This is a genomic window from Chitinophaga polysaccharea, assembly GCF_902150045.1.
Lineage (GTDB): Bacteria > Bacteroidota > Bacteroidia > Chitinophagales > Chitinophagaceae > Chitinophaga > Chitinophaga polysaccharea_A.
The window spans coordinates 2030212-2052572 of record NZ_CABFVU010000001.1 but is presented as its reverse complement, the minus strand read 5'-3'; the positions used below and the strand labels follow the sequence as shown (position 1 = coordinate 2052572).

Below are 22361 nucleotides of genomic sequence, written 5' to 3'. Positions count from 1 at the left end.
CGGTCCATTAATTACTGAATTATGCGAGCAGTAATATTTAACAGAATTGGTTGGTGCACTCTTTTGCTGGTGATGCTGGCAACAGCTGCTGAAGCGCAACGCCGTGGTGGTACTACCCGCCGCAGAACCGCAACCACAGCAACACCTGCACCGGATAGCGTAGTAAACCCGGCTACCGGGAATGCCGTGGCACCTCCTCCCCCCACTGCTGCTCCCCCGGCTTCTTTGCGCCCGGACGATATATCAGCCCCGCTGGTAGATACTCCCCGTAAATCGCTGCGTGTGGATGGTGTGGTGGAAAGGAACCTTGCCAGGGAACGTACCCCCATTGCCTACGATTACATACGTGAGGATGACAGGTTCTGGGAAAAGCGTGTATGGCAGGTAATCGATATCAGGGAAAAGATCAACCTCCCCTTCCAGTATAATGTGGAAGATGAGTCTGGTGTGAACCAACTGTTCATTAATATTTTGCTCGAAGCCATCAAGAATAAAGAGGTAGAAGCTTTCAGCGCTATCGACGACCGTTTTACCACTGTAATGCCCTACTCGGAAATACAGACTAAGTTAAGCGGAGAAGAAAGAACTGTACGTAGTATAGATCCGGTGACCGGCGAAGAAAAAATGGTGACTACCCGCGACGACTTTGATCCGCGTACCATCAAACAGTACAAGATCAAGGAAGTATGGGTATTCGACAAAGAAGCCTCCGCCCTCAAAGTTCGCATACTCGGTATAGCTCCCATGGTATCCCGTATAAACGAAGATGGTAGCGTACGCGCATCCATTCCTTTATTCTGGGTGTATTATCCGGATTGCCGCGCTGTTCTGGCCAAACATGATGTGTATAACCAGAATAACGATGCCTCCACTATCAGCTGGGAAGACCTTTTTGAAATGCGCTTCTTCGGCAGCTACATAGTAAAGGAAAACAATACCTACAACCGCGAGATCAAAGACTACATTAAAGACGGTACCATGCGCCTCCTGGAAGGACAAGCCATTCACGACCGTATCTTTAACAAAGAGCAGGACCTCTGGCAGTACTAATCAAAAAATGATCACCGATCAATACGGGAAGGCAATCAGTTATGCTGATTGCCTTTCTTTTTTTATCTTGCCGTTATGCCCCTTCAGCAGTTACGTAAAATTGTTTTCCAGGTAATGCCTCTCCCCGATGATGTATGGGAGGCACTGGCGGCCTGCTGGCATCCGGTTCAGTTTAAACGGAAAGAAGTCATGACCGCAGCAGGGGAAATAGAAAAATACCTCTATTTCGTGACTGCAGGTGTTCAACGCGTTTTCTCCCTGGAAAATGATAAAGAATCCACGCTCGTATTTACCTATGCCAGTTCATTTTCAGGAGTGCTGGATTCCTTCCAGCTCCAGCAACCCTCTCCCTGGTATCTTGAAACACTTACCCATAGCGAGCTTCTTCGCCTGTCGTATACAGACTTTAACCAGCTTACATTACAATATCCCATCCTGGAAAGATGGGTCCGGCTGGCAACCGTTGCCGCATTGGCCGGCGTACTGGAAAGACATAAAGAATTGCTGTCTTTTTCCGCAGAACAAAAATTCAGAACATTGCTTACCCGCAGTCCTCATGTGTTACAGATAATCCCACATAAGTACCTGGCCTCATATCTTGGTATAGATCCGGCTACCTTCAGCAAACTGCTAAGTACTGTAAAGCTATAAAATGTTGATCTGCACAAAGATTTTGTATCCTCCGCACGCCTAGTTTTGCAGTAAACAAATACAACATGACCAGCGTAAACAGTGATGAACTGCTGCAGGAACTGCGAAGGAAGAATGTGGAAATCCAATATAAAGCTGAGAACCGTTTCGGTGGACAAACAGACGCGGTACTGCAACATATGCCCGGCCCCGGCCAGTGGAGTGCCATGCAATGCCTGGAACATCTGAACACTTATGGCCGGTTTTATCTGCCAGCTTTGGATGAGGCCATTACCAGGGCGGAAAGGCGCAACAGCCGGCCCGCTCCCCGGTTCCACAGCAGCTGGATAGGCGCCTGGTTTACCCGGCTTATGGAGCCCGGAGCCGACGGTCAGTTACGGTCACGTATGAAATCTCCAAAGGGGCATTTACCGTCTGCTCAACCGGAGGTAACACCAGTATTGCATGAATTTATCCGGCAGCAGGAACAGATGGAAGACCTGTTGCTCCGTGCGGCAAAAGTAAATATCCAGCAGATAAAAGTGCGCACTTCGTTATCACGGTTTATAAAATTATCTGCAGGCGATACATTTGGTTTTTTAACCGCGCACACCCGCCGGCATGTTTTACAGGCGGAGAAGGCCATCAGTAGCCGGCGGCAGGTGGAAAATGCCATATAGCTGCCGCTGGCCTGCAACGGTAATGCACCTGGCGAAGGTGTAGTGGAAAAAAACTGTATAGCCGGTAAGATCAGGCATCTTCTTTATGGAAATGATCCCAGATCAGTTTGGCCTTGGCGGCGCCCACTTCTTTCACCAGGTCGTCTTGTGAAAGAAGTTTGATTTTAGCTACAGAGCGGAATGTTTTCAATAGTTGTGTAGCCGTACTTCCCCCGATGCCCTTTATGCTTTCCAGTTCATTTTTAAACGTTCCCTTGCTTCTTTTCTGGCGGTGGAAAGTGATCCCGAACCGGTGTACCTCATCACGTACCCGGCGGATCAGTTTCAGGCTCTCGCTGTTATAGGGCAGTTTGATGCTTTCCGAGTCTCCCGGGAAAAATATTTCCTCTTCATTTTTTGCGAGCCCCACTACCGTCATGCTGCCTATAAGGTTCAATTCCCGGATGCTTTCCATGGCGGAGCCCAGCTGCCCTTTACCACCATCAATGATTACTAACTGGGGTAATGGTTGTTGTTCTGCAAGCAGGCGGTTATAGCGCCGGAAAACGATTTCCTTCATGGAAGCGAAGTCGTTGATCCCTTCTACCGTTTTGATATTGAAATGACGGTAATCTTTTTTAGAAGCCAGGCCGTCTTTGAACACTACACAGGCAGCCACCGGGTAGCTGCCCTGGAAGTTGGAGTTATCGAAACATTCGATATGTTCCGGTAAGGCGGGTAATTCCAGGTCGGCCTGCAGCTGGTAAAGCACCTGCCTGCGTTCCATGTCCGATTTCCCTTCCAGGTGCAGGATCTTTTTACGGTATAGCTCTTCTTTAAAATAGTTCACATTTTTTTCAGACAACTCCAGCACCTTCTTTTTATCGCCGCCTTTGGGAACCGTCACCGTGATATTACTTTCCGGATAGGTTAACGGGAACGGCACTATGATTTCTGAATTGATGCTTTTAAATGCTTCCCGCAGGTAGGCAATGGCATAAGTCAGCACTTCTTCATCGCTTTCTTCCAGCTGTTTTTCGAGCGTTACGGTTTTGGTATCGGCAATAGTGCCATTCAGGATGCGTAGGTAATTTACATATGCATGATTACCTTCGCTAATGATGGAAAACACATCCACATTGCCCATGCGGGTATTTACAATAGTGGATTTGGCAGAATAATCCTCCAGGCTTTCTATTTTTTTCCGCATGATCTCCGCTTTCTCAAATTCCATCTTTGATACATGCTCCAGCATTTGTTCTTTGAACAGGTTTACTACCGGGGTAAGATTGCCTTTTAATACATTCTTTACCTGTTGCAGCCCTTCACGATAATCATCCTGTGTTTGTAATCCTTCACAGGGACCTTTGCAATTGCCCAGGTGGTATTCCAGGCATACCTTAAATTTTCCCCTACGGATATTTTCTTCAGATAAGTTCAGGTTACAGGTACGCAGGGGAATGTTATACTTGATCACATCCAGTATTTCCCTTACCCTCCCTACCGAGGTGAAGGGCCCCAGGTAATCAGAGCCATCCTTTATTACATTCCGGGTGAAAAATACCCGTGGAAATGGTTCATGTTTGATAACGATGTAGGGGTAGGTTTTATCATCTTTCAGGTTGATATTGTACCTGGGCTTGAATTGTTTGATAAGGGAGTTTTCCAGCAGGAAAGCATCCTGTTCAGAATCAACAATGGTAAACTCAATATGATGGATATGTTCTACCAGTTTGCGGGTTTTATAGTTGTCGTGATTTTTTACAAAATAGGAACTTACCCTTTTACGCAAACTTTTGGCCTTCCCTACATATAAGAGGGTGCCTGATTCATCGTAGTATTTGTAGATACCGGCATCTCCCGGTATGGTGTGTGATATTTGCTGAAACTCCGCTGCTGTCATGTTTACAATCCTGTTTTGGGTGCAATCGTTACATTTACTTCAAGTTGTTTGGGCGCCAGGAAAGCAATCTTCTGATAGGTAGTCATCCGGACCTGCCGGTTTTGCTGGTAATGCAGATCCTGCCGGAATTCATATACCATATTGCTGGTATAGGAGTGAATGTTTACCTGTTGTATGTTGCCTTGTTTATCCAGCTCAAGGGTAATTTCCGAAGGGGTGGTCTGTTTTCCTTTTGATTTATAGATCAGTGATCTTCTCCCGGAAAACGGATCATACAAGCCGGAAGTATCGTATTCATCCCGGAGGGAAGGCTTATTTAAATCTGCATCCATGAAGGGCTTTAACAGATCGTGTACGGTAGCGCTGTCGTTGCCGGGGATACTGATTGTATCAGTTTTACCATTGAGGGTCACTGATTTATGCAGTATATAGCCGCCTGCGCGGATATGAGCGTTCTCCTGGCTGAAATATTCAGGCAGTTTTATGAATTTATCGGGAGCCTTTTGCTTTGATGGGTTATTTGCCAGGTTACAGGCCATTAAGCCAATCATGGTAAACAGTGCCGTTGCTTGCCTGTATTTTTTCATGTTGCAAAATTAATACTTAAATGTGGGTCATAAAAAATGCGCCGTGAAAACGGCGCATCGATGCATGAGCAAATCTGTCGAGAGCACTAAAAATATGTAAATCAGCGTGTTGAGCTGATATTTTTCGTGGGTAACGCTTGTTAAACGGAGGTGATGAACTAAATGTTACAGGGGTTAATAAATAAAACGGGAAATATCGCCTTCGGAGATGAGAAAATTGTCTTGGAACACTGATTAGGCTGATTTTGATGATTAGTTTGATTTTATAATAATTGAGAGCGATAAAAATTAAGGGAGATAAAAGCATAGATGCTTCTATCTCCCTTAATTCTTTGTGCATAGAATGATTTCAATGAAATCATCAAAATCAGTTCCGCAGTGCTTATACCAGCAGGTTTCCGGTCATTTCCTTCGGAATTTCCAGGCCCATGAAGTGAAGTATAGTAGGTGCAATGTCGCCCAGTTTACCGTCTTTTACGGGGCCCTGGAAGTCTTTATTGATAATAAAGAAAGGTACCAGGTTCAGTGAATGGGCGGTGTTGGGAGTACCATCTGCGTTGATCATGAAGTCGGCGTTACCATGATCTGCTGTCAGGAAAACGGTGTAATCACTTGCCAGCGCGGCGGTAACTACGCGCTCCACGCAATGGTCTACTGTTTCCACGGCTTTAATAACGGCTTCAAACACACCGGTATGCCCCACCATGTCTGCATTGGCAAAGTTGAGCACTATGAAGTCGGCAGATTTTGCCTGCAGTTCCGGTACAATGAGGTCTGCCAGCTCATTGGCGCTCATTTCCGGTTTCAGGTCATAAGTGGCCACCTTGGGTGATGCCGCCATCAGCCTGCGTTCTCCTTCAAATTCCTTTTCCCGTCCGCCGGAGAAGAAGAAAGATACATGGGGGTATTTCTCTGTTTCAGCAATACGGATCTGTGTGCAATGGTCTTTCTCGAGCACTTCACCCAGGGTCATATTGAGGTTATCATTTTCGAAGATGACATGTACATTTTTATAAGTACGGTCATATTCTGTCATGGTGGTGTAGTAGAGATCCAAAGGCTTCATACCAAAATCAGGAAATGCTTCCTGGGTAAGTACCTGTGTTATTTCACGGCAGCGGTCTGTACGGAAGTTGAAACAAAGCACAGCATCGCCATCCTGTATGGTGGCAATGGCTTTGTTTTGTGCGTCGGTTACGATAATGGGTTTAATAAATTCATCGGTAACGCCTTCGGCATAAGATGCTTTCACGGCTGTGAGCAGGTCCTGGGTAGGTGTACCGGTACCATTTACCAGTGCATCATAGGCCAGCTTAACCCTTTCCCAGCGCTTATCGCGATCCATCGCATAATAGCGCCCGGTAACCGAAGCAATTTTGCCGGTTGTTTTTTCCAGGTGGGCAGAAAGATTTTCCAGGAAGCCCAACCCGCTTTTAGGGTCGGTATCGCGGCCATCTGTAAATGCGTGTATATATACTTTTTCCAGACCATGTGCCTGGGCAATGGTAGCCAGTGCTTTTACGTGCTCAATATGAGAGTGAACGCCGCCATCGCTTACGAGGCCAATAAGATGCAGCGCTTTATTATTGTTTTTCGCATGTGCCAGGGTATCAAGAAGGATCTGGTTTTGTGCCAGTTCGCCTTCACGGATGGCCACATTAATCCTTTGCAGCTCCTGGTATACGATCCTTCCGGCGCCTATATTCAGGTGACCTACTTCAGAGTTACCCATTTGCCCGTCAGGAAGACCAACAGCTTCTCCACAGGTGATAAGGTGGCTATGCGGGTATTGTTTGTATAAACTGCTTACAAAAGGGGTTTTTGCGTGTGCAATGGCATCGGCAGCAGGAACTTTACCTTCGCCCCATCCGTCCATAATTACGAGAATGGCTCTTTTCTTTTCCATATCCTATCTGGTTATAGTTTTAATGTAAAAAACTCGAAAGGGTGAAAGTACTTATAAAGGGTTTAAATATTTTGCAAAAATAAAGTTTCCCGGAAAAATAAGCGTTCCGGCCTTTCCAACAGATGCTGCATTATAATTATTCAAAATGAAACACATATTATCTTACTGTTATTGTTTACAGGTTAAGTGCTACTACTATAATGTGATTTTGTTGATTTGCAGGGTGTTTGGCATAGTTTTCGCTTTTAATTTGAGTTGGAGAAAATCACATTTTTAATAAAAAAACTGACAATGAAGAAGCTATTGATGGTGCTGGGGATTATGTTGTTGGGAGGTGCTTTTACAACACTAAAATTATCAGCCAGGTCAATTGAAATCACTGTTGCCGGCCCGTTCGAAGATGTAGTGGCGGCACTTAAGAAAGGAGATGTAAGCGGTTTAGCCAGTTACCTCGATAATAATGTAGAGATCAATATAGCCGGAAAATCAAATACTTATAGTAAGGCACAGGCTGAAATAATTTTGAAAGATTTCTTTTCAAAAAACCAGATTAAATCATTTGAACTGGTGCACCAGGGAGGGGATAACTCCCGTTTCGGTATCGGTAATATGACTACCACTGCCGGCAATTTCAGGGTTTCTTTTTTCCTGCAGAAGAAAGGGGGGTCAATGGTATTGAACGAGCTTAGATTTGAGAATAAATAAAGATGCTAATATAAATTAGTTGAAAAACCACGGTGCCCCGCAATTAATTGCGGGGCACTTTTTATTTTTGACCTATCTTTCGCGCTCAGAAACAAAGCACATCTCTTTGCGTGAACACCAGATAATACAATCAATTATGTTAGATGAAGCAGCGCTGAATGCGTTTATCAGAAGCGCACTGGCAGAAGATATCGGAAGCGGCGACCACTCCACGATGGCCTGTATTCCTCCCACCGCCAAAGGTAAAGCGGTGCTGAAAATTAAGGAAGATGGTATCCTGGCCGGAATGGAAGTGGCAGAAGCCATATTTAAGTGGCTGGATATGTTTACCGTTTTTACGCCTCATAAGAAAGATGGCGACCCAATGAAGGCTGGTGAAACAGCCTTTGAAGTAGAGGCCGCCGTGCATACCCTGCTGATGGGTGAAAGACTGGTGCTGAACTGTATGCAGCGGATGAGCGGTATTGCCACGCTAACACACAGGTACGTGGAAAAACTGAAAGGCTATCATACCCGGATACTCGATACCCGTAAAACCACCCCAAACTTCAGGATGCTGGAGAAAGAAGCGGTTCGTATAGGCGGCGGCGTGAATCACCGGATGGGATTGTATGATATGGTTATGCTGAAAGATAATCACATCGATTTCTCAGGTGGCATCACTGCGGCAGTAGCCAATACAGTGGCTTATCTGAAAGCGCATAACCTGCCGCTTGCCATCGAGGTGGAAACACGTAACCTCGAAGATGTGAAAGAAGTGCTGGCTGTAGGGCAGGTGAACAGGATTATGCTGGACAACTTTACCCCCGCCGATATTGTTAGCGCCATGGAGCTGATTAACGGCCGTTTTGAAACAGAAGCCTCCGGCGGCATTACACTGGATACTATTGAATCGTATGCAAAAACGGGAGTGGATTATATCTCCGTGGGCGCTGTCATACACCACGCGGTGAGCCTGGATCTGAGCCTGAAGGCAATTATATTATAAAACAGTTTTTTTGAAGAAGATTCTATTTATCATTAACCGCAAGGCGGGCACCGACCGCGAAAAACGATTGGAAAATGCTATCAGCAGGCATTTGCCGGCTGATCAATACGAAGTGAGCACTACCTACCTGGCGTATCTGGGCCATGGTGCAGACCTTGCCAGGGAAGCTGTGAATAATGGTGTAGACACTGTAGTGGCAGTAGGCGGTGATGGCTCTATCAATGAAATAGCACAGGGACTTGTAGGCAGTAATACGGCAATGGCCATCCTTCCACTGGGTAGCGGTAATGGCCTGGCACGCGCGCTGAAAATCCCGCTGGATGTAAATAAGGCTTTGAGCCTTGTTGTAGCCAATAAGCAACGCGCCATCGATGTGGGATATGCCAACGAACATCTTTTCCTTAGCAATGCAGGAGTGGGTTTTGATGCCCTTATTGCAGAACAGTTCCGGCATAATACCAAACGTGGCTTATCCGGGTATGCCAAACTGGTATTGAAAAGCTTTAATACCTACGAACCTGCAGAATACCGCATCGAGATAGACGGCGAAGTGCTGCAAACAAAAGCCTTTCTCCTAACGGTGGCCAATGGCAACCAGTTTGGTTATGAATTTAAGCTGGCTCCGAAAGCCAGTGTTTTCGACGGTCAGCTGGATCTTTGCATAATGCCGCCTGTAGGCATTATGAGCCTGTTGCCGGTCAGCATTTTTTCCTTAATGGGTAATATCGATCAAACAAGATACCTGAAACATTATACCGGTAAAGATATTACCATTAGCAGCAGTGCATTGCAATACCTCCAGGTAGACGGAGACGCGGTGCCGCTCACAGAAAACGGAGTGGTACGCATCCGCATTCAAACGGGTGCTATCAATTTAGTGGTCAACGAATAACCTTTAAATATTTTAGAGAGATGTCGAAAAAGAAAAATACACCAGGCAATGGAATTGTTTATTCCACCAATCCCAACTTCTCATTTGAACCCGAACAGGAAGAAGACGCAGTTACCCTTGCGCCTGCAGAGCAAATATTAAGAGTTACGTTAGATAAAAAACAACGTGCCGGTAAAGTTGTAACCCTTATCACCGGTTTTGTTGGCAAAGAAGAAGATATTCAGAAGCTGGGTAAGGAACTCAAAACCAAATGTGGCACGGGCGGGAGCGTGAAAGACGGTGAAATCCTGATCCAGGGAGACTATAAGGATAAAGTAATAAAGTGGCTGCTGGACTGGGGATATAAGCGCACTAAATAATGCAGCGGATTTTGTCCGGCTCAGGATTTTGCTGTTTTTTTTGAATAAATATTAAGGGAGATATAAGGGGACCTACCCACTTATATCTCCCTTAACTATTAGAAATTCAATTTCTAAAAAAATAAATCAGCAAGATCAGCAAAATCCTGAGCCAGACAAAATCTGCATCGCCGTAGGCGATCCGTTTACTATCTGTTCACCAGTTTCATTCCTCCCTCTGTATACCGGGTACCGGCAATGGCGTTGTCGCGTAAAATACCATCTATGGCAGCCAGGTCATCTGCAGATAAATTCACTTCAGCTGCTGCAGCGTTTTCCTGTAAATATTTTCTGCGCTTTGTTCCCGGGATAGGCACTATATCTTCGCCTTGCGCCAGTAGCCATGCAAGCGATAACTGCGCCGCAGTAATACCCTTTTCTTTGGCAAATGCTTCCAGCGCATTTACAGTTTGTAAATTCTGCTCAAAATTTGCTCCCTGGAAACGGGGTAAATTTTTACGGAAGTCGCCGTCCTTTATACTATCGGTGTTGTTGATAGCGCCGGTGGAAAGGCCTCTCCCCAGCGGACTGTAGGCTACCAGTGTAATACCGAGTTCGCGGGTGGTGGCTAAAATACCTTCTTCTACATCGCGGGTAAACAGGGAGTATTCTGTTTGGAGCGCTGCTATGGGATGTACCGCATGGGCTCTTTTAATAGAGTCAATGCCTGCTTCAGACAACCCGAGATAACGCACCTTGCCTTCTTTCACAAGTTGGGCCATAGCGCCTACTGTTTCTTCTACAGGAATTGTTTCATCTATCCGGTGTGTATAGTAAAGATCAATCACATCTACCTTCAGTCTTTTCAAACTGTCTTCCACTGCCTGTTTCATATATTTCGGTGAACCATCAAAATAGTAAGTGCCATCTTCTTTAAACCTGAACCCGAATTTGGTAGCAAGAAAAACTTTATCTCTTTTGGTGGCAAGTATTTTTGATAACAGGATTTCATTAGCTCCCTGGCCATACATATCTGCGGTATCCCAGAAGTTGATGCCCAGGTCCAGCGCCAGCTCAAGTGTGGCAAGTGATTCTGTTTCATTAAAATCCTGTGCTGTGCCGTATGCAAACGACATGCCCATGCAACCCAGTCCTATTGCGGAAATTGATTCGCCTGTTTTACCTAGTTTTCTGTACTGCATATTGTTAAAATTTTTGTGATACAAATGTACATGCAGGTACAGGGCCTTGAATTGTAGAAGGCAAAGTATTAATTGTTAATATCAAAGTACTATTGCGCCCGGTAGAGATGCGGGGAAATGCCACTATGATTTTTGAAGAAATGCGTAAAGTTACCGGGATCCTCAAACCCCAGGCACCATGCAATTTCAGCGATCTGCCAGTCGGTATGCATCAGCAGCAGGCGCGCTTCCAGCAGCATCCTCTGCCGGATATGCTCACTTACTGTCCGACCGGTGGCTTGTTTCACACAGGCGTTCAGGTGATTGGGATGCGTATTTAATACCTGTGCAAACTCTTTTGCTGTTTTCAATGACAACTGGTTATGCGTAAATTCTATTGGAAATTGTTTTTCCAGTATATCAGTAAAACGATGCGCGAGGGCCTGTGCAGCTGTTAGCTGGCGTTTGGGCTGATTAGCCTGGGTGGATAAGCGTTTGCCTTCCAGCATCAGCAGTTTCAGGTAAATGAGAATGGCTTCATGTTTAAAAGCTGCATTTTCCCTGTATTCTTTTACCAGTTGCCGGAAAATGGATTGAAGATAATCTACCTGTTCATCTGTTAATGTGAACACGGCCTTTGCTCCCATCTGCCAGAGCGGATGTTGTAACAGGTTTTCCTGGTGATTGGGTTGCGACTCAAACAACAGGTCGGTGAACAGGCAGTAATAGCCTTCCTGCTCATCAGAGGTAGCATGCCATGTTTTTAATTCAAAAGGATTAATAAAAAGTAAAGCGGGGCCATTGATCTCATAGCGATCATCACCGAGAGTAAAAATACCAGAACCTTTGGTGAAGAAACTAATTTTATAATAGTCCCGTCTGCTGGCACTGACTTCGTCCAGGCAGGGATACTCAGATCTTTCATGTACGGCGAAACTACCACGTAACGGCGCTTTGGGAGTTACCTCTTTGTGTGTGTATAATAGCAGGTCGTCGTTAAAATCGTTGAAAGTTTTGAGCTTAATGGAGTTGTTTTTACTTGAAGACATACTCAAATTTAAACAATTCTATGTTAAAATCTTCTCACCCAACTTGCGCGTATGTTAACTTTTAGCAGGATGAATTGCCTGTAAACCCTTACTGGCATTGTCTTGTTTTTATAAATGAAACATCGTTGCAATTTCATTTTTGATTAATCAGAAAAAATTTCACAATTTGTTAACGCCTTTATCAACCAAAATCTTGTTATCATCAGGCCCTGATGATCGCTATGTAGAGCAGCCTGCCACATATGCCCTGAACAAGAAATTTTAAAATCTATAAACGGAAATACATTGCAGCACAAGCAGGTATTTCCGTTTTTTTAATAGTTAAAATTTTTTGTCGCTGCGTATGACACATCGCATTACCGGGCAACCGGAGCATTACCGCACTTCTTCATGGCTGTTATTATCATTTATCATTATAAAAATGATTTTCCAGTTTGCAGTACTGAGCCCCTGTTATGAGCTGCACCGCGATGAATACCTGCACCTGGATATGGCCAATCACCTGGCTGCGGGATATTTGTCGGTACCTCCGCTTACTGCTTTCAATTCTCTGCTGGTACAATGGCTGGGAAATAATTTTTTCTGGGTAAAATTTTTTCCTGCACTTTATGGCGCGCTCACCATGGCGCTGATATGGAAGATGGTGGAAAAGCTTAATGGCGGCTGGTTTGCACAGGTATTGGCGGCATCGGTATTTTTATGTTCTGGTTTCTCACGAATGAATATCCTTTACCAGCCCAATTCTTTTGATATCCTCGCATGGACGGCGCTGTTCTGGTGCCTGATGCAATACCTGCAAACTGGGGAGAATAAATGGTTACTGTGGATGGGCGTTGTTACCGGTATAGGGATACTTAATAAATACAATATTATTTTCCTGGTGATCGGAATGGCTGGCGCCCTGGGATTGTCGGCCCACCGGAAAGTATACAAGAACAAATACCTGTATACAGGAATGGGAATAGCGTTGGTGATCATCGCGCCAAATATCATATGGCAATTGCAGCATGGAATGCCCGTATTGCATCATATGAAGGAACTGAGCGAAAACCAGCTGGTGCATGTAAGCCGTATTTCTTTCCTCGGAGATCAGCTCCTTTTCTTTATGGGCGGTGCTTTTATAGTGGTGGCAGCAGTTATAGGGTTAATATTTTCGCCGGGGTTCCGGCCTTACCGTGTTATCATCGGCGTTTATGCATTAACCATATTATTGTTTACCTACCTGCGTGCAAAGAGTTATTACGCTGCGGGTTTGTACCCGGTGTTGCTTGCTTTTGGCAGCGTATACTGGGAGCAGATTTTTACCCACGACTGGACCCGCTACCTGCGGTTATTGTGGCTGGCATTGATAGTAGTGCCTTTCGCCCTGCTGGTAAATGTTATTTTCCCGGTAATGAAGCCGGCGCAGATCAGTGAAAAGGCCGGCAAATTCAAGAAGCTGGGGTTGCTGCGGTGGGAAGACGGGCAGGATCATAGCCTGCCGCAGGATTTTGCGGATATGCTTGGCTGGCGGGAGCTGGCAGATATGGCCTGGCAAACCTGGCAGCGGGTGCCTGAGGCCGACAGGCCGTATACATTACTTATCTGTGATAACTACGGGGAGGCCGGCGCGCTGAATTATTATAATAAGGGCAGAAACATTCCATTGGCCAATGCCATGAATGCGGATTATGTTTTCTGGTTTCATGAAATGGATACTATCCGTTATATCGTTAAAATAGGTACGAAGCCGGAAGCTGAATACATGAAAATGATTGGCCACATGGAGCAAACCGGCATTATGAAAGACACCTTATCAAGGGAATATCAATCGGGGGCGGGCGCCTGGCTGATGTCCGACCTGTCGCCGGATTTGCCGGCAGTGCTGAAGATGGCTTTGCGGGAGAAGCAAAATGTTTACCAGGGCAGATAATGTATGGTGTCCCAAATGTAAGCGACCTCAATGCTCCGTGGCCCTGGCAGCTATTATGTTGTAACTGGTTCCGGTTCAATTGGAGAAAGCACCTATAACAGGCCGTTACAGGAGTAATAATTCCTGTTAACTACTTTTAAATGCTACTGCCCGCCATCAGGAATGCGGTTACCGCGTAATGATAAATTCCACTTCTCCGAAACCCAATTGCAATATTTCGCCGTTCCTTTCCAGGCAAAGATGTCCATCCGGCAATACGTTGCGGATGATGCCTTCAAATATTTCCCCGTCTTTACGATAAAGGCCTGGCTGTTGCCAGCGGAAGAGCCGCGAATTGTATTCGGTAAGCAATGCTTCATAGTTTGCGGGTTGCAGCTGCCGGATCCTTTTATCCAGGAAGGTGCATAATTCCCTGGCCAGGTCTGCCGCCTGGCGGGTTTTACCGGTAATTTGCCGGAGGGAAACCGCGTTGGGCAGTTCGGGGGGGAAAGCCGTCTGGTTAATATTGAGCCCTATACCTATAATGGCATATTGCCATATATTTCCGCGTAATACGTTCTCAATCAGGATGCCGCCTGCCTTTCTGTCACGCCAATAAATATCATTTGGCCACTTGATGATAGTTTCGTCGCCGGCGTGCGAAGCAAAGAAATCGGTGGTGCCGAGGGCTACCGCAACGCTAAGTATAAATTGTCTTGAAAGAGGCAATATTGCCGGCTGGAGGGCAATTGTGAGGGCGCTGATATCCCCGGGTTGGGCGAGCCATTGTTTTCCGCGGGTACCTTTTCCGGCCGTTTGGTTGCTGGTAAACCAGGCTGTGCCTGATGTCACCTGGCCGGAATTTACCTGCTCCATGGCATAGTTATTGGTGCTGTCTATTTCGTCTAATATATAAAACGGGTGTCCTATCACATGAATCTTTTTTAGTCTGTATCCGGCCCGAAAAGTAATTCATTTTATTATTTAATTAACATTTTCAGGCCCCCCGCGGCGGATATTAAACATCTTATATTACTGCTTGTTTAGTAACTTTGACAATTAAAGATTATTTTTAACAAAAACGAGATTTATTGGCACCCTTAACCGTTCTGAGCACGAGAAAGAAGGCGCAGCAACGCCTGACCAGAGAAAGTGAAATTTTTACCACCATCATAAAGGCCATACAGGATAAGAAGGGGGAAAATATCGTGTCCCTGGATCTACGCCAGATTCCTGAAGCCGTGGCCGATTTCTTTATAATATGTGAAGCCAATTCAGGCACCCAGGTAAAAGCCATTGCTGATTATGTATCAGAGGAGGTGGAAAAACATACGTCGGAAGAACCGTACAAACACGAAGGATTTGGTTCTCAAAACTGGGTTCTGGTTGATTATGTGAATGTTGTAGTACACATCTTTCAACCCGAAAACAGGAAGTTCTATAATCTGGAAGAAATGTGGAGTGATGCTGACAGGATGGATCACACCGAAGACTGAACAAACAGCTTGTTTTAGAATTTAATTATTCATATTATTCTGATAGCAATAAACATCCGTAAAGGAGCGTAAGATTATGGAAAAAGGAGGCAATAACTTCAATAAGGGTTCGGAGAAATCACCTAAGAAAGGACCGAAGTTCAATATATACTGGGTGTACGCCTTTATTGGCGTGGCCCTGCTCGCAATGAACTTTTTTGATTTAAGATCCCCAACCAAAGAAATCAGTTTCCAGGAATTTCAGATCGATTATCTGAAACCGGGAGATGTTGATAAGCTGGTTGTTGTAAATAAAAAGTATGTAGAGGTCTACATAAAACATGACCGTCTCAAAGAGGCGAAGTTTAAAGATGTTAACAAAAGCAAATTTGGTGGCGAGAACCCCGGTCCTCACTTCCGTTTTTCTATTGGTAGCGAAGAAAGTTTTAAAAAGGATATAGATAAAGCCCAGGAAGGTATTCCGGTAGAAAACCAGGTAAAAATCTCATATGATGAGCGTCAGAGCTGGTTTGAACCTATCTTCCAGTTGCTGTTACCAATTATCCTGATCATTGGTTTGTGGATACTGCTGATGCGTAAGATGGGTGGCCCTGCAGGTGGCAGCGGCGGCCCGGGAGGCATCTTCAATATCGGGAAATCCAAAGCTACGCTGTTCGACAAAGGCACCCGCGTGAATATCACCTTCAATGATGTGGCTGGTTTGGACGAAGCGAAAGTAGAGGTAATGGAAATCGTGGATTTCCTGAAAAATCCTAAAAAATATACTGCCCTGGGTGGTAAAATTCCCAAAGGTGCATTGCTGGTAGGCCCTCCGGGCACCGGTAAAACCCTCCTCGCAAAAGCGATGGCCGGAGAGGCACAGGTACCTTTCTTCTCCATGTCCGGTTCCGACTTTGTGGAACTGTTTGTAGGAGTAGGCGCCAGCCGTGTACGCGACCTGTTTAAACAGGCCCGTGAAAAAGCGCCATGTATCATTTTTATAGATGAGATTGATGCAATTGGCCGGGCAAGAGGTAAGAACGTAATGATGAGCAACGACGAGCGTGAAAACACCCTGAACCAGTTACTGGTAGAAATGGATGGTTTCGGAACAGACAGCGGTATCATTATCCTGGCTGCTACCAACCGCCCCGATGTACTGGACAGCGCATTATTGCGCCCGGGCCGTTTTGATCGTCAGATCTCTATTGATAAGCCGGACCTGGCCGGAAGGGAGACTATTTTTGAAGTGCACTTAAAGCCTATCAAAACCTCCCCTAACCTGGATGTGAAGAAACTCGCTTCCATGACACCGGGTTTCGCTGGCGCTGATATTGCCAACGTATGTAACGAGGCTGCCCTGATTGCTGCCCGTAAAGGCAAATCACAGGTGGAAATGGACGACTTTAACGATGCCATTGACCGTGTAATAGGCGGTCTGGAAAAGAAAAACAAAATCATCTCCCCGGAAGAAAAAGAAGTAATTGCTTACCATGAGGCCGGTCACGCTATTTGCGGCTGGCACCTGGAACACGCTAATCCGCTGGTAAAAGTAACCATCGTTCCACGTGGTGTGGCAGCGTTGGGTTATGCGCAATATCTTCCGAAGGAACAATACCTGTATAATACAGAACAGTTGCTCGATGATATCTGTATGACGCTCGGCGGCCGTGCAGTAGAGGAACTGGTTTTTGGCAAAATATCCACCGGTGCGCAAAACGACCTGCAGGTAATTACCCGTATGGCCTATGCAATGGTAACCGTATATGGTATGAACGATAAAGTTGGTAATGTATCGTTCTATGATCCAAACAGCGACCAGTCATTTACCAAACCTTACTCAGAAGAAACATCCAAGATGATCGACGATGAAGTAAGAAAACTGATTGCGAGCGCTTATACCAGAACCAAAGAGCTGCTCACCTCCAAAATGGACCAGGTGAAGGCGCTGGCGGAAGAATTGCTGAAGAAAGAAGTTTTATACCAGGCCGACCTGGAAAGATTGATCGGTAAACGCCCTTACGATACCCACAAGGAACACCAGCTGGGTAAGGAAGGCGCTCCTACTGAGGGAGTACATCCGTCAGATATCATCAATCCTTCTCCGTCACCAGCTAATGCGTAAATAGTGATATGAAGATTTCTCCTGCTAAGGAAAATATTCTGAAGAGAGTACGGAATGCTTTAAGTCAGTCAGTACAATTGCCCTTCCCTAATTCGGAGGGCAATTCGTCTGTTTTCAAAACTGAGAATGAGAGCCTGGAATTAAAGTTTGCTGAAGAATTTACCAGGTTGCAGGGAAAGTTTGTTTACTGTACGGGAAAAGGCGAATTGATGGAAAGTCTTCGTGCGCTTTGTGAACACAAAGAATGGCACAATGTATTTTGCCAGACGCCTGCCCTGCTGAAAACAATCCACCAGCAGGATTTGCCTGTACTGAACCAGGGCACCATGCATGAAGCGGATGCAGCTATCACAGACTGCGAATACCTGGTGGCGCGTACCGGAACATTGGTGCTGAGCTCCGCACAACCCAGCGGCCGGGCATTGCCGGTGTATGCTCCCGTGCATATCGTGGTAGCCTATACGCACCAGCTGGTTTTTGACCTGAAGGATGCGCTCAATAAGCTGAAAGATAAATATGGTAACGACATCCCGTCGGCAATATCCTTTGCAACAGGGCCCAGTCGTACCGCAGATATTGAGAAAACGCTGGTGGTAGGGATTCATGGTCCCAAGGAAGTATACGTATTTTTAGTAGACGAATAAATAATTGGCTTTTAGTTTTTAACCGTTAGCTTTTAGTAGCAGGGGCGATGTATCGCGTCTTTCACTAAAGGGTAACAGTTAAAAGCTAAAAGCTTCATAATTTTAAGAATGGATATTGCATTACCGGCCAATAAGAAAGTATATTTTGCCTCTGATTTTCATCTTGGCGCTCCCAATCCTGCAGCCAGCAGGGAGCGTGAAAAATTGCTCCTGCAGTGGCTGGAGCAGGTGGAACATGATGCACAGCATATTTTCCTGGTAGGCGATATTTTTGATTTCTGGTTCGAATACAAGCATGTTATCCCGAAAGGCTACACCCGTATTTTAGGTAAGCTGGCAGCATTAACTGATAAGGGGATCGGTATTTCCATTTTTATTGGTAACCATGATATGTGGATGGATGGTTATTTTGAAGATGAACTGAATATACCGGTATACTATGAGCCGCAAACCTATACCATTGGCAACAAGCGGTTTTATATTGGTCATGGCGATGGTTTGGGGCCTGGCGACCATGGTTATAAGATGCTGAAGAAAGTATTCAGGAACCCGTTTTGCCGCTGGTTATTTTCCGCTATTCACCCGGCATGGGGTATTGCCCTTGCCAATTACTTCAGCCGCAAAAGCCGCTCTGCTACCGGGCAGGAACTGGAACATTTCCTTGGAGAGGAAAATGAATGGCTGGCGATATACAGTAAGGAAATATTGCAAAAAGAGCATTTCGATTATTTCATCTACGGGCACAGGCATCTTCCACTTGATATTTCCTTACCGGGAAACAGCAGGTATATTAATCTTGGCGACTGGCTCAATTATTTTTCCTATGCTGTTTTTGACGGCAACACAGTAGACTTGAAATTTTTTACTGAAGAGGGTGAGAAGGCCGCCGCGATTGGCCGGCAGATCAGGCATCCAGGATCTCATGTAAAATAGGCGGGGAATGCATTTCCGTAAAATCCGGCAGGTGCAGCCGGAAAAATTCCAAATACGCATACAGTAACTTCCTTCTTCTTTCCTTATTCATAGTGATCGCCGCCAGGTGCTCCACTGCTGTGCACTGAAACAGCTGATCCGTTAATTCGCTGCTATAGGTATCCAGGTGATTGGAGTGATGCGGGGGCAGGTCTGAGAAAGTACCTTCCTGCAGATCGAGGTATGGTGTATATTCAGAGAACCTTCCGTTAAGCCTGAATCCCAGGTGCTCTCCCATTTTAAGCGTAAAATACAATGGCAGGTTGGCTACTACCTGCAAACCGGAAACATCCAGCAACTGCAGCATATTTTCAGTAAAGAAATAAAGATCTGTTTGCTGCTCCGGTTGTTTCAGGCATTTTTGCAGCAGCTCTATCATATAAAGCGCTACCGTATTTTTCACCACATTCAGGTGTATGGAATGGTAGAGAAAGCCCAGTTTGTATTCAGAGATCCGCTGCAGGTTTTTGATATCATTGTGATATACTACCAGGTCAAGGATATTACCGGGTTGCAGCAGATTGCCTTTGGCTGCCTTGGGTTTGGAAGAACGGGCGCCATTAACCATATACGACTGTACCCCGAAGAGTTCAGTGAATATACTCACGATAAGGCTGGTGTCGCCATACTTTACTGTGCGTAATACGATGCCGCGTGTTTTGTGAAGCAATTTTCCTGGCTTTTGCTGTTAGCAGTTTGTGAAAGCAACCGGCATGCAAGTTAACACAAACCGGGCTATTGAAACAGCTAAAAGCTAAAACCCAGCACCTGGCAGCTAAAAGAAGTCAGCTCATCGCTGCCGGCTAACAGCTAATAGCTATTTTAATTACCTTTACGCCCATTACTAAAAAGGGAATCCTTATGTGGCAACGTTTAGCAGGCTTTGTGCTAAAATATCGATTATTGCTTCTTGTTCTACTGCTTGCCGGCACCGGCTTGATGGGTTATTTTGCCAGTAAGGTACAAATGTCATATGAGTATGTGTCCAGTATACCTCATGATAACCAGAAGTTTCTTGAATTCCAGGAGTTCAAGAATAAATTTGGCGGAGATGGGAATGTGCTTATGCTCGCCGTGCAAACAGATAAATTTTTCCAGGCAGATTTTTTCAGGGATTATGTTCAGTTGAACAAGGACATGAAGAATGTTTTTGCAGTGGAGAATATCATGAGTGTGCCAATGGCAATCAACCTGGTGAAGAATGACAGCACGCAGAAGCTGGAAGCTAATTTACTTTTCCAGGGCGATCTTACCAACCAGGTGGTGATTGATAGTTTATCCCGTATTTTTAACACACTTCTTTTCTACAAGGGGCTGTTATATAATCCTGATACCCATGCTTACCTCATGGCCATTTACGTGAATAAGGATGTATTTAATTCCCCGAAGCGTACAGGAGTGGTGAAGGAAATCACTAAGCTGGCAAATGCTTTCCAGGAAAAGCAGCATACTGAAGTGCGGCTGAGCGGGTTACCGCTTATTCGTACGGCCATGGCCGTTAAAGTGGCTGATGAGCTGAAGCTGTTCCTGAAAATATCGTTCCTGTTAACGGGGCTGATCCTGTTCCTGTTCTTCCGTTCATTTGGCGCAGTATTGATGTCGATGATTGTGGTGGCTATCGGTGTGATCTGGTCGGTGGGTACCATTGTGCTGATGGGATATAAAATTACATTGCTTACAGGGCTAATACCCTCGCTTATAGTAGTGATTGGGATTCCGAACTGTGTATATTTCCTGAGCAAGTATCATACAGAATATGCCAAGGATGGCAATAAAACACGGGCGCTGGTACATATGATACAGCGCATGGGAATAGTTACCCTGTTTACCAATCTTACGGCCGCCATTGGTTTTGGTGTGTTCTGTTTTACAAATAGCGCCCTCCTGAAGGAGTTTGGTGTAGTGGCAGGATTAAATATCATGTTCATCTTCCTGATCTCTTTTATTTTCCTGCCATCTGTTTTAAGTTATTTACCTGCACCTAAAAGTAAGCATACCACTTACCTGGACAACCGGTTTTTCGGAGCAATACTTGATTTCCTGAATACGCTGGTATTTAAGTACCGGCCATGGGTATACGGAGTGAGTGTAGCATTGGTATTGGTGTCTATTGTGGGAATGGGACGGTTACAGTCGGTGGGATATATGCTGGATGATATTCCGCATACCGATAAGCTGTACACGGATCTGAAGTTCCTGGAAACGAACTTCAAAGGTGTAATGCCATTGGAAATATCAGTAGATACAAAGAAAAAGAATGGTGTTATCAGTTTGCAAACGCTGAATAAGCTGGATGAACTGACGCAGCTGATTGCTTCCCAACCAGATTTTGGCCGCCCGTTATCGGTGGTGGAAGGTATCAAGTTTGCCAAGCAGGCGTATTATAATGGCGACAGCTCCAACTATGCAGTGCCTAACCAGTTTGATCTGAGTTTCCTGGCGCCTTACCTGCGTATGAAAGGTGGAAATACGGCCGGGCCGGCTTCTACTTTCTCGAAACTGGTTTCTTCCTTTATGGACAGTACCAGGCAGGTAGCGCGACTGAGCGTGAATATGAAGGATGTAGGATCACAGAAGCTGCCGGTACTATTGGATTCATTGCAGCCTAAAGTAACCGCCATTTTTGATACCGCACATTATAAGGTCACCTTTACCGGTACCAGCGTTATTTTCCAGGAGGGTACCCGTTTTATTATTAATGGGCTGATGGAGAGTGTGATACTGGCTTTTGTATTGATCCTGATTTGTATGCTTTACCTTTTCCGTTCCTGGAGGATGCTGATGATATCATTGATCCCGAACGTAATTCCGCTGGTGGTTACTGCCGGGGTGATGGGATGGGTAGGCGTTCCTTTAAAGCCGTCTACCGTACTGGTTTTCAGTGTGGCGCTGGGTATAGCCATTGACGTTACCATCCGCTTTCTCGTTAACTTCAAGCAGGAATTGCCGCGTCATGATTTTGATATCAGTGTCACGGTAAAGCAAACGATCCATGAAACAGGGTTAAGTATAATTTATACATCTGCCATCCTGTTTGCCGGGTTTATGATCTTCAGTTTTTCCGAGTTTGGTGGTACAAAGGCCCTGGGCTGGCTTACATCCCTGACCTTAGTAGTAGCTATGATCACTAATCTGACCATATTGCCGGCGCTGCTGTTGTGGATGGAAAAGGCGTTACTGAAGAAAGCAAAAAAGAAAGAGTTGTGGAAAACGCTGGATGAGGAAGAGGATATCGACATCCGGGAGTTGGGGATCAGCGATAAGGAATAGTATTTAAACAGATAATTATACCGTGCCACCGGGATGAGCAGTTTGCGTTTTGGGCGCCCTGTTTGTCCCGGTGTTTTTTTAGTGTCATGATACCGC

At 45.4% G+C, this 22361-nt stretch carries 20 protein-coding genes; 13 read left to right on the top strand and 7 right to left on the bottom strand.

Annotated elements, in window-relative coordinates:
• Positions 1-21 precede the first annotated feature (21 nt).
• The 3 genes from porN (at position 22) to FN124_RS08280 (ending at position 2360) form a co-directional block, all read left to right on the top strand.
• Positions 22-1050 carry a type IX secretion system ring subunit PorN/GldN gene (gene porN / locus FN124_RS08290; RefSeq protein WP_142684259.1) on the top strand — a complete coding sequence of 343 codons (1029 nt, stop codon included), beginning with the start codon at positions 22-24 and terminating at the stop codon, positions 1048-1050.
• A gap of 75 nt (positions 1051-1125) precedes the next feature.
• Positions 1126-1701, top strand: coding sequence for a Crp/Fnr family transcriptional regulator (locus FN124_RS08285; RefSeq protein ID WP_142684258.1), 576 nt, complete (start codon positions 1126-1128; stop codon positions 1699-1701).
• 65 nt (positions 1702-1766) lie between these two features.
• Positions 1767-2360, top strand: a complete 594-nt coding sequence (locus FN124_RS08280; protein WP_142684257.1) for a DinB family protein — start codon at positions 1767-1769, stop codon at positions 2358-2360.
• 70 nt (positions 2361-2430) lie between these two features.
• Here FN124_RS08280 and uvrC read toward each other — a convergent pair whose 3' ends face one another.
• From uvrC to gpmI, 3 genes are all read right to left on the bottom strand, one after another.
• Positions 2431-4242, bottom strand: coding sequence for an excinuclease ABC subunit UvrC (uvrC, locus tag FN124_RS08275; protein ID WP_142684256.1), 1812 nt, complete (start codon positions 4240-4242; stop codon positions 2431-2433).
• Between the two features lie 2 nt (positions 4243-4244).
• Positions 4245-4829 carry a hypothetical protein gene (locus FN124_RS08270; RefSeq protein WP_142684255.1) on the bottom strand — a complete coding sequence of 195 codons (585 nt, stop codon included), beginning with the start codon at positions 4827-4829 and terminating at the stop codon, positions 4245-4247.
• Positions 4830-5211: 382 nt separating this feature from the next.
• Positions 5212-6735, bottom strand: coding sequence for a 2,3-bisphosphoglycerate-independent phosphoglycerate mutase (gene gpmI, locus FN124_RS08265; protein ID WP_142684254.1), 1524 nt, complete (start codon positions 6733-6735; stop codon positions 5212-5214).
• 291 nt (positions 6736-7026) lie between these two features.
• On the opposite strand from gpmI, the gene FN124_RS08260 reads away from it, so the two are divergent.
• The 4 genes from FN124_RS08260 to FN124_RS08245 all read left to right on the top strand — a co-directional run bounded on the left by FN124_RS08260 (position 7027) and on the right by FN124_RS08245 (position 9679).
• A complete protein-coding gene (locus FN124_RS08260) occupies positions 7027-7440 on the top strand; it encodes a DUF4783 domain-containing protein (RefSeq protein WP_142684253.1) in 414 nt (137 codons plus the stop codon).
• Positions 7441-7576: 136 nt separating this feature from the next.
• Entirely contained in the window at positions 7577-8428 is an 852-nt protein-coding gene (gene nadC / locus FN124_RS08255) for a carboxylating nicotinate-nucleotide diphosphorylase (RefSeq protein WP_142684252.1), read from the top strand.
• 10 nt (positions 8429-8438) lie between these two features.
• Complete coding sequence (locus FN124_RS08250) at positions 8439-9320, top strand: diacylglycerol/lipid kinase family protein (RefSeq protein WP_142684251.1); 882 nt, start codon at positions 8439-8441, stop codon at positions 9318-9320.
• A gap of 20 nt (positions 9321-9340) precedes the next feature.
• A complete protein-coding gene (locus FN124_RS08245) occupies positions 9341-9679 on the top strand; it encodes a translation initiation factor (protein WP_142684250.1) in 339 nt (112 codons plus the stop codon).
• A 188-nt stretch (positions 9680-9867) separates the two neighbouring features.
• Here the strand turns inward: FN124_RS08245 and FN124_RS08240 are convergent, their stop codons facing one another.
• Positions 9868-10860: an aldo/keto reductase gene (locus FN124_RS08240; RefSeq protein ID WP_142684249.1), complete on the bottom strand. Its 993-nt coding sequence runs from the start codon at positions 10858-10860 to the stop codon at positions 9868-9870.
• Positions 10861-10949: 89 nt separating this feature from the next.
• Positions 10950-11888: a helix-turn-helix transcriptional regulator gene (locus FN124_RS08235; protein WP_142684248.1), complete on the bottom strand. Its 939-nt coding sequence runs from the start codon at positions 11886-11888 to the stop codon at positions 10950-10952.
• Positions 11889-12231: 343 nt separating this feature from the next.
• Here FN124_RS08235 and FN124_RS08230 point away from each other — a divergent pair, with 343 nt between their 5' ends.
• Positions 12232-13800, top strand: a complete 1569-nt coding sequence (locus tag FN124_RS08230) for a glycosyltransferase family 39 protein (RefSeq protein WP_142684247.1) — start codon at positions 12232-12234, stop codon at positions 13798-13800.
• Between the two features lie 168 nt (positions 13801-13968).
• Here the strand turns inward: FN124_RS08230 and FN124_RS08225 are convergent, their stop codons facing one another.
• The gene (locus FN124_RS08225) at positions 13969-14712 is read right to left on the bottom strand and encodes a biotin--[acetyl-CoA-carboxylase] ligase (protein WP_142684246.1); all 744 of its coding nucleotides are present in this window, start codon (positions 14710-14712) and stop codon (positions 13969-13971) included.
• Between the two features lie 158 nt (positions 14713-14870).
• Between FN124_RS08225 and rsfS the strand changes: the two genes are divergently transcribed.
• From rsfS to FN124_RS08205, 4 genes are all read left to right on the top strand, one after another.
• Positions 14871-15275 (top strand): ribosome silencing factor, encoded by a 405-nt coding sequence (rsfS, locus tag FN124_RS08220; RefSeq protein ID WP_142684245.1) that lies wholly within the window; start codon positions 14871-14873, stop codon positions 15273-15275.
• A gap of 76 nt (positions 15276-15351) precedes the next feature.
• Positions 15352-17379 (top strand): ATP-dependent zinc metalloprotease FtsH, encoded by a 2028-nt coding sequence (ftsH, locus tag FN124_RS08215; protein WP_142684244.1) that lies wholly within the window; start codon positions 15352-15354, stop codon positions 17377-17379.
• 8 nt (positions 17380-17387) lie between these two features.
• Positions 17388-18023 (top strand): LutC/YkgG family protein, encoded by a 636-nt coding sequence (locus tag FN124_RS08210; protein WP_142684243.1) that lies wholly within the window; start codon positions 17388-17390, stop codon positions 18021-18023.
• Between the two features lie 108 nt (positions 18024-18131).
• A complete protein-coding gene (locus FN124_RS08205) occupies positions 18132-18956 on the top strand; it encodes a UDP-2,3-diacylglucosamine diphosphatase (protein WP_185937132.1) in 825 nt (274 codons plus the stop codon).
• Here the strand turns inward: FN124_RS08205 and recO are convergent.
• The gene (gene recO, locus FN124_RS08200; protein ID WP_142684242.1) at positions 18928-19665 is read right to left on the bottom strand and encodes a DNA repair protein RecO; all 738 of its coding nucleotides are present in this window, start codon (positions 19663-19665) and stop codon (positions 18928-18930) included. The genes FN124_RS08205 and recO overlap by 29 nt on opposite strands.
• Positions 19666-19898: 233 nt before the next feature.
• Between recO and FN124_RS08195 the strand changes: the two genes are divergently transcribed.
• Positions 19899-22265: an efflux RND transporter permease subunit gene (locus FN124_RS08195; RefSeq protein WP_260607363.1), complete on the top strand. Its 2367-nt coding sequence runs from the start codon at positions 19899-19901 to the stop codon at positions 22263-22265.
• The last annotated feature ends 96 nt before the right edge of the window (positions 22266-22361 follow it).

Coding starts and splice junctions, on each gene's coding strand:
- porN (WP_142684259.1), top strand. CDS start 22: ATGCGAGCAGTAATATTTAACAGAATTGGTTGGTGCACTCTTTTGCTG.
- FN124_RS08285 (WP_142684258.1), top strand. CDS start 1,126: ATGCCCCTTCAGCAGTTACGTAAAATTGTTTTCCAGGTAATGCCTCTC.
- FN124_RS08280 (WP_142684257.1), top strand. CDS start 1,767: ATGACCAGCGTAAACAGTGATGAACTGCTGCAGGAACTGCGAAGGAAG.
- uvrC (WP_142684256.1), bottom strand. CDS start 4,242: ATGACAGCAGCGGAGTTTCAGCAAATATCACACACCATACCGGGAGAT.
- FN124_RS08270 (WP_142684255.1), bottom strand. CDS start 4,829: ATGAAAAAATACAGGCAAGCAACGGCACTGTTTACCATGATTGGCTTA.
- gpmI (WP_142684254.1), bottom strand. CDS start 6,735: ATGGAAAAGAAAAGAGCCATTCTCGTAATTATGGACGGATGGGGCGAA.
- FN124_RS08260 (WP_142684253.1), top strand. CDS start 7,027: ATGAAGAAGCTATTGATGGTGCTGGGGATTATGTTGTTGGGAGGTGCT.
- nadC (WP_142684252.1), top strand. CDS start 7,577: ATGTTAGATGAAGCAGCGCTGAATGCGTTTATCAGAAGCGCACTGGCA.
- FN124_RS08245 (WP_142684250.1), top strand. CDS start 9,341: ATGTCGAAAAAGAAAAATACACCAGGCAATGGAATTGTTTATTCCACC.
- FN124_RS08240 (WP_142684249.1), bottom strand. CDS start 10,860: ATGCAGTACAGAAAACTAGGTAAAACAGGCGAATCAATTTCCGCAATA.
- FN124_RS08235 (WP_142684248.1), bottom strand. CDS start 11,888: ATGTCTTCAAGTAAAAACAACTCCATTAAGCTCAAAACTTTCAACGAT.
- FN124_RS08230 (WP_142684247.1), top strand. CDS start 12,232: ATGACACATCGCATTACCGGGCAACCGGAGCATTACCGCACTTCTTCA.
- ftsH (WP_142684244.1), top strand. CDS start 15,352: ATGGAAAAAGGAGGCAATAACTTCAATAAGGGTTCGGAGAAATCACCT.
- FN124_RS08210 (WP_142684243.1), top strand. CDS start 17,388: ATGAAGATTTCTCCTGCTAAGGAAAATATTCTGAAGAGAGTACGGAAT.
- FN124_RS08205 (WP_185937132.1), top strand. CDS start 18,132: ATGGATATTGCATTACCGGCCAATAAGAAAGTATATTTTGCCTCTGAT.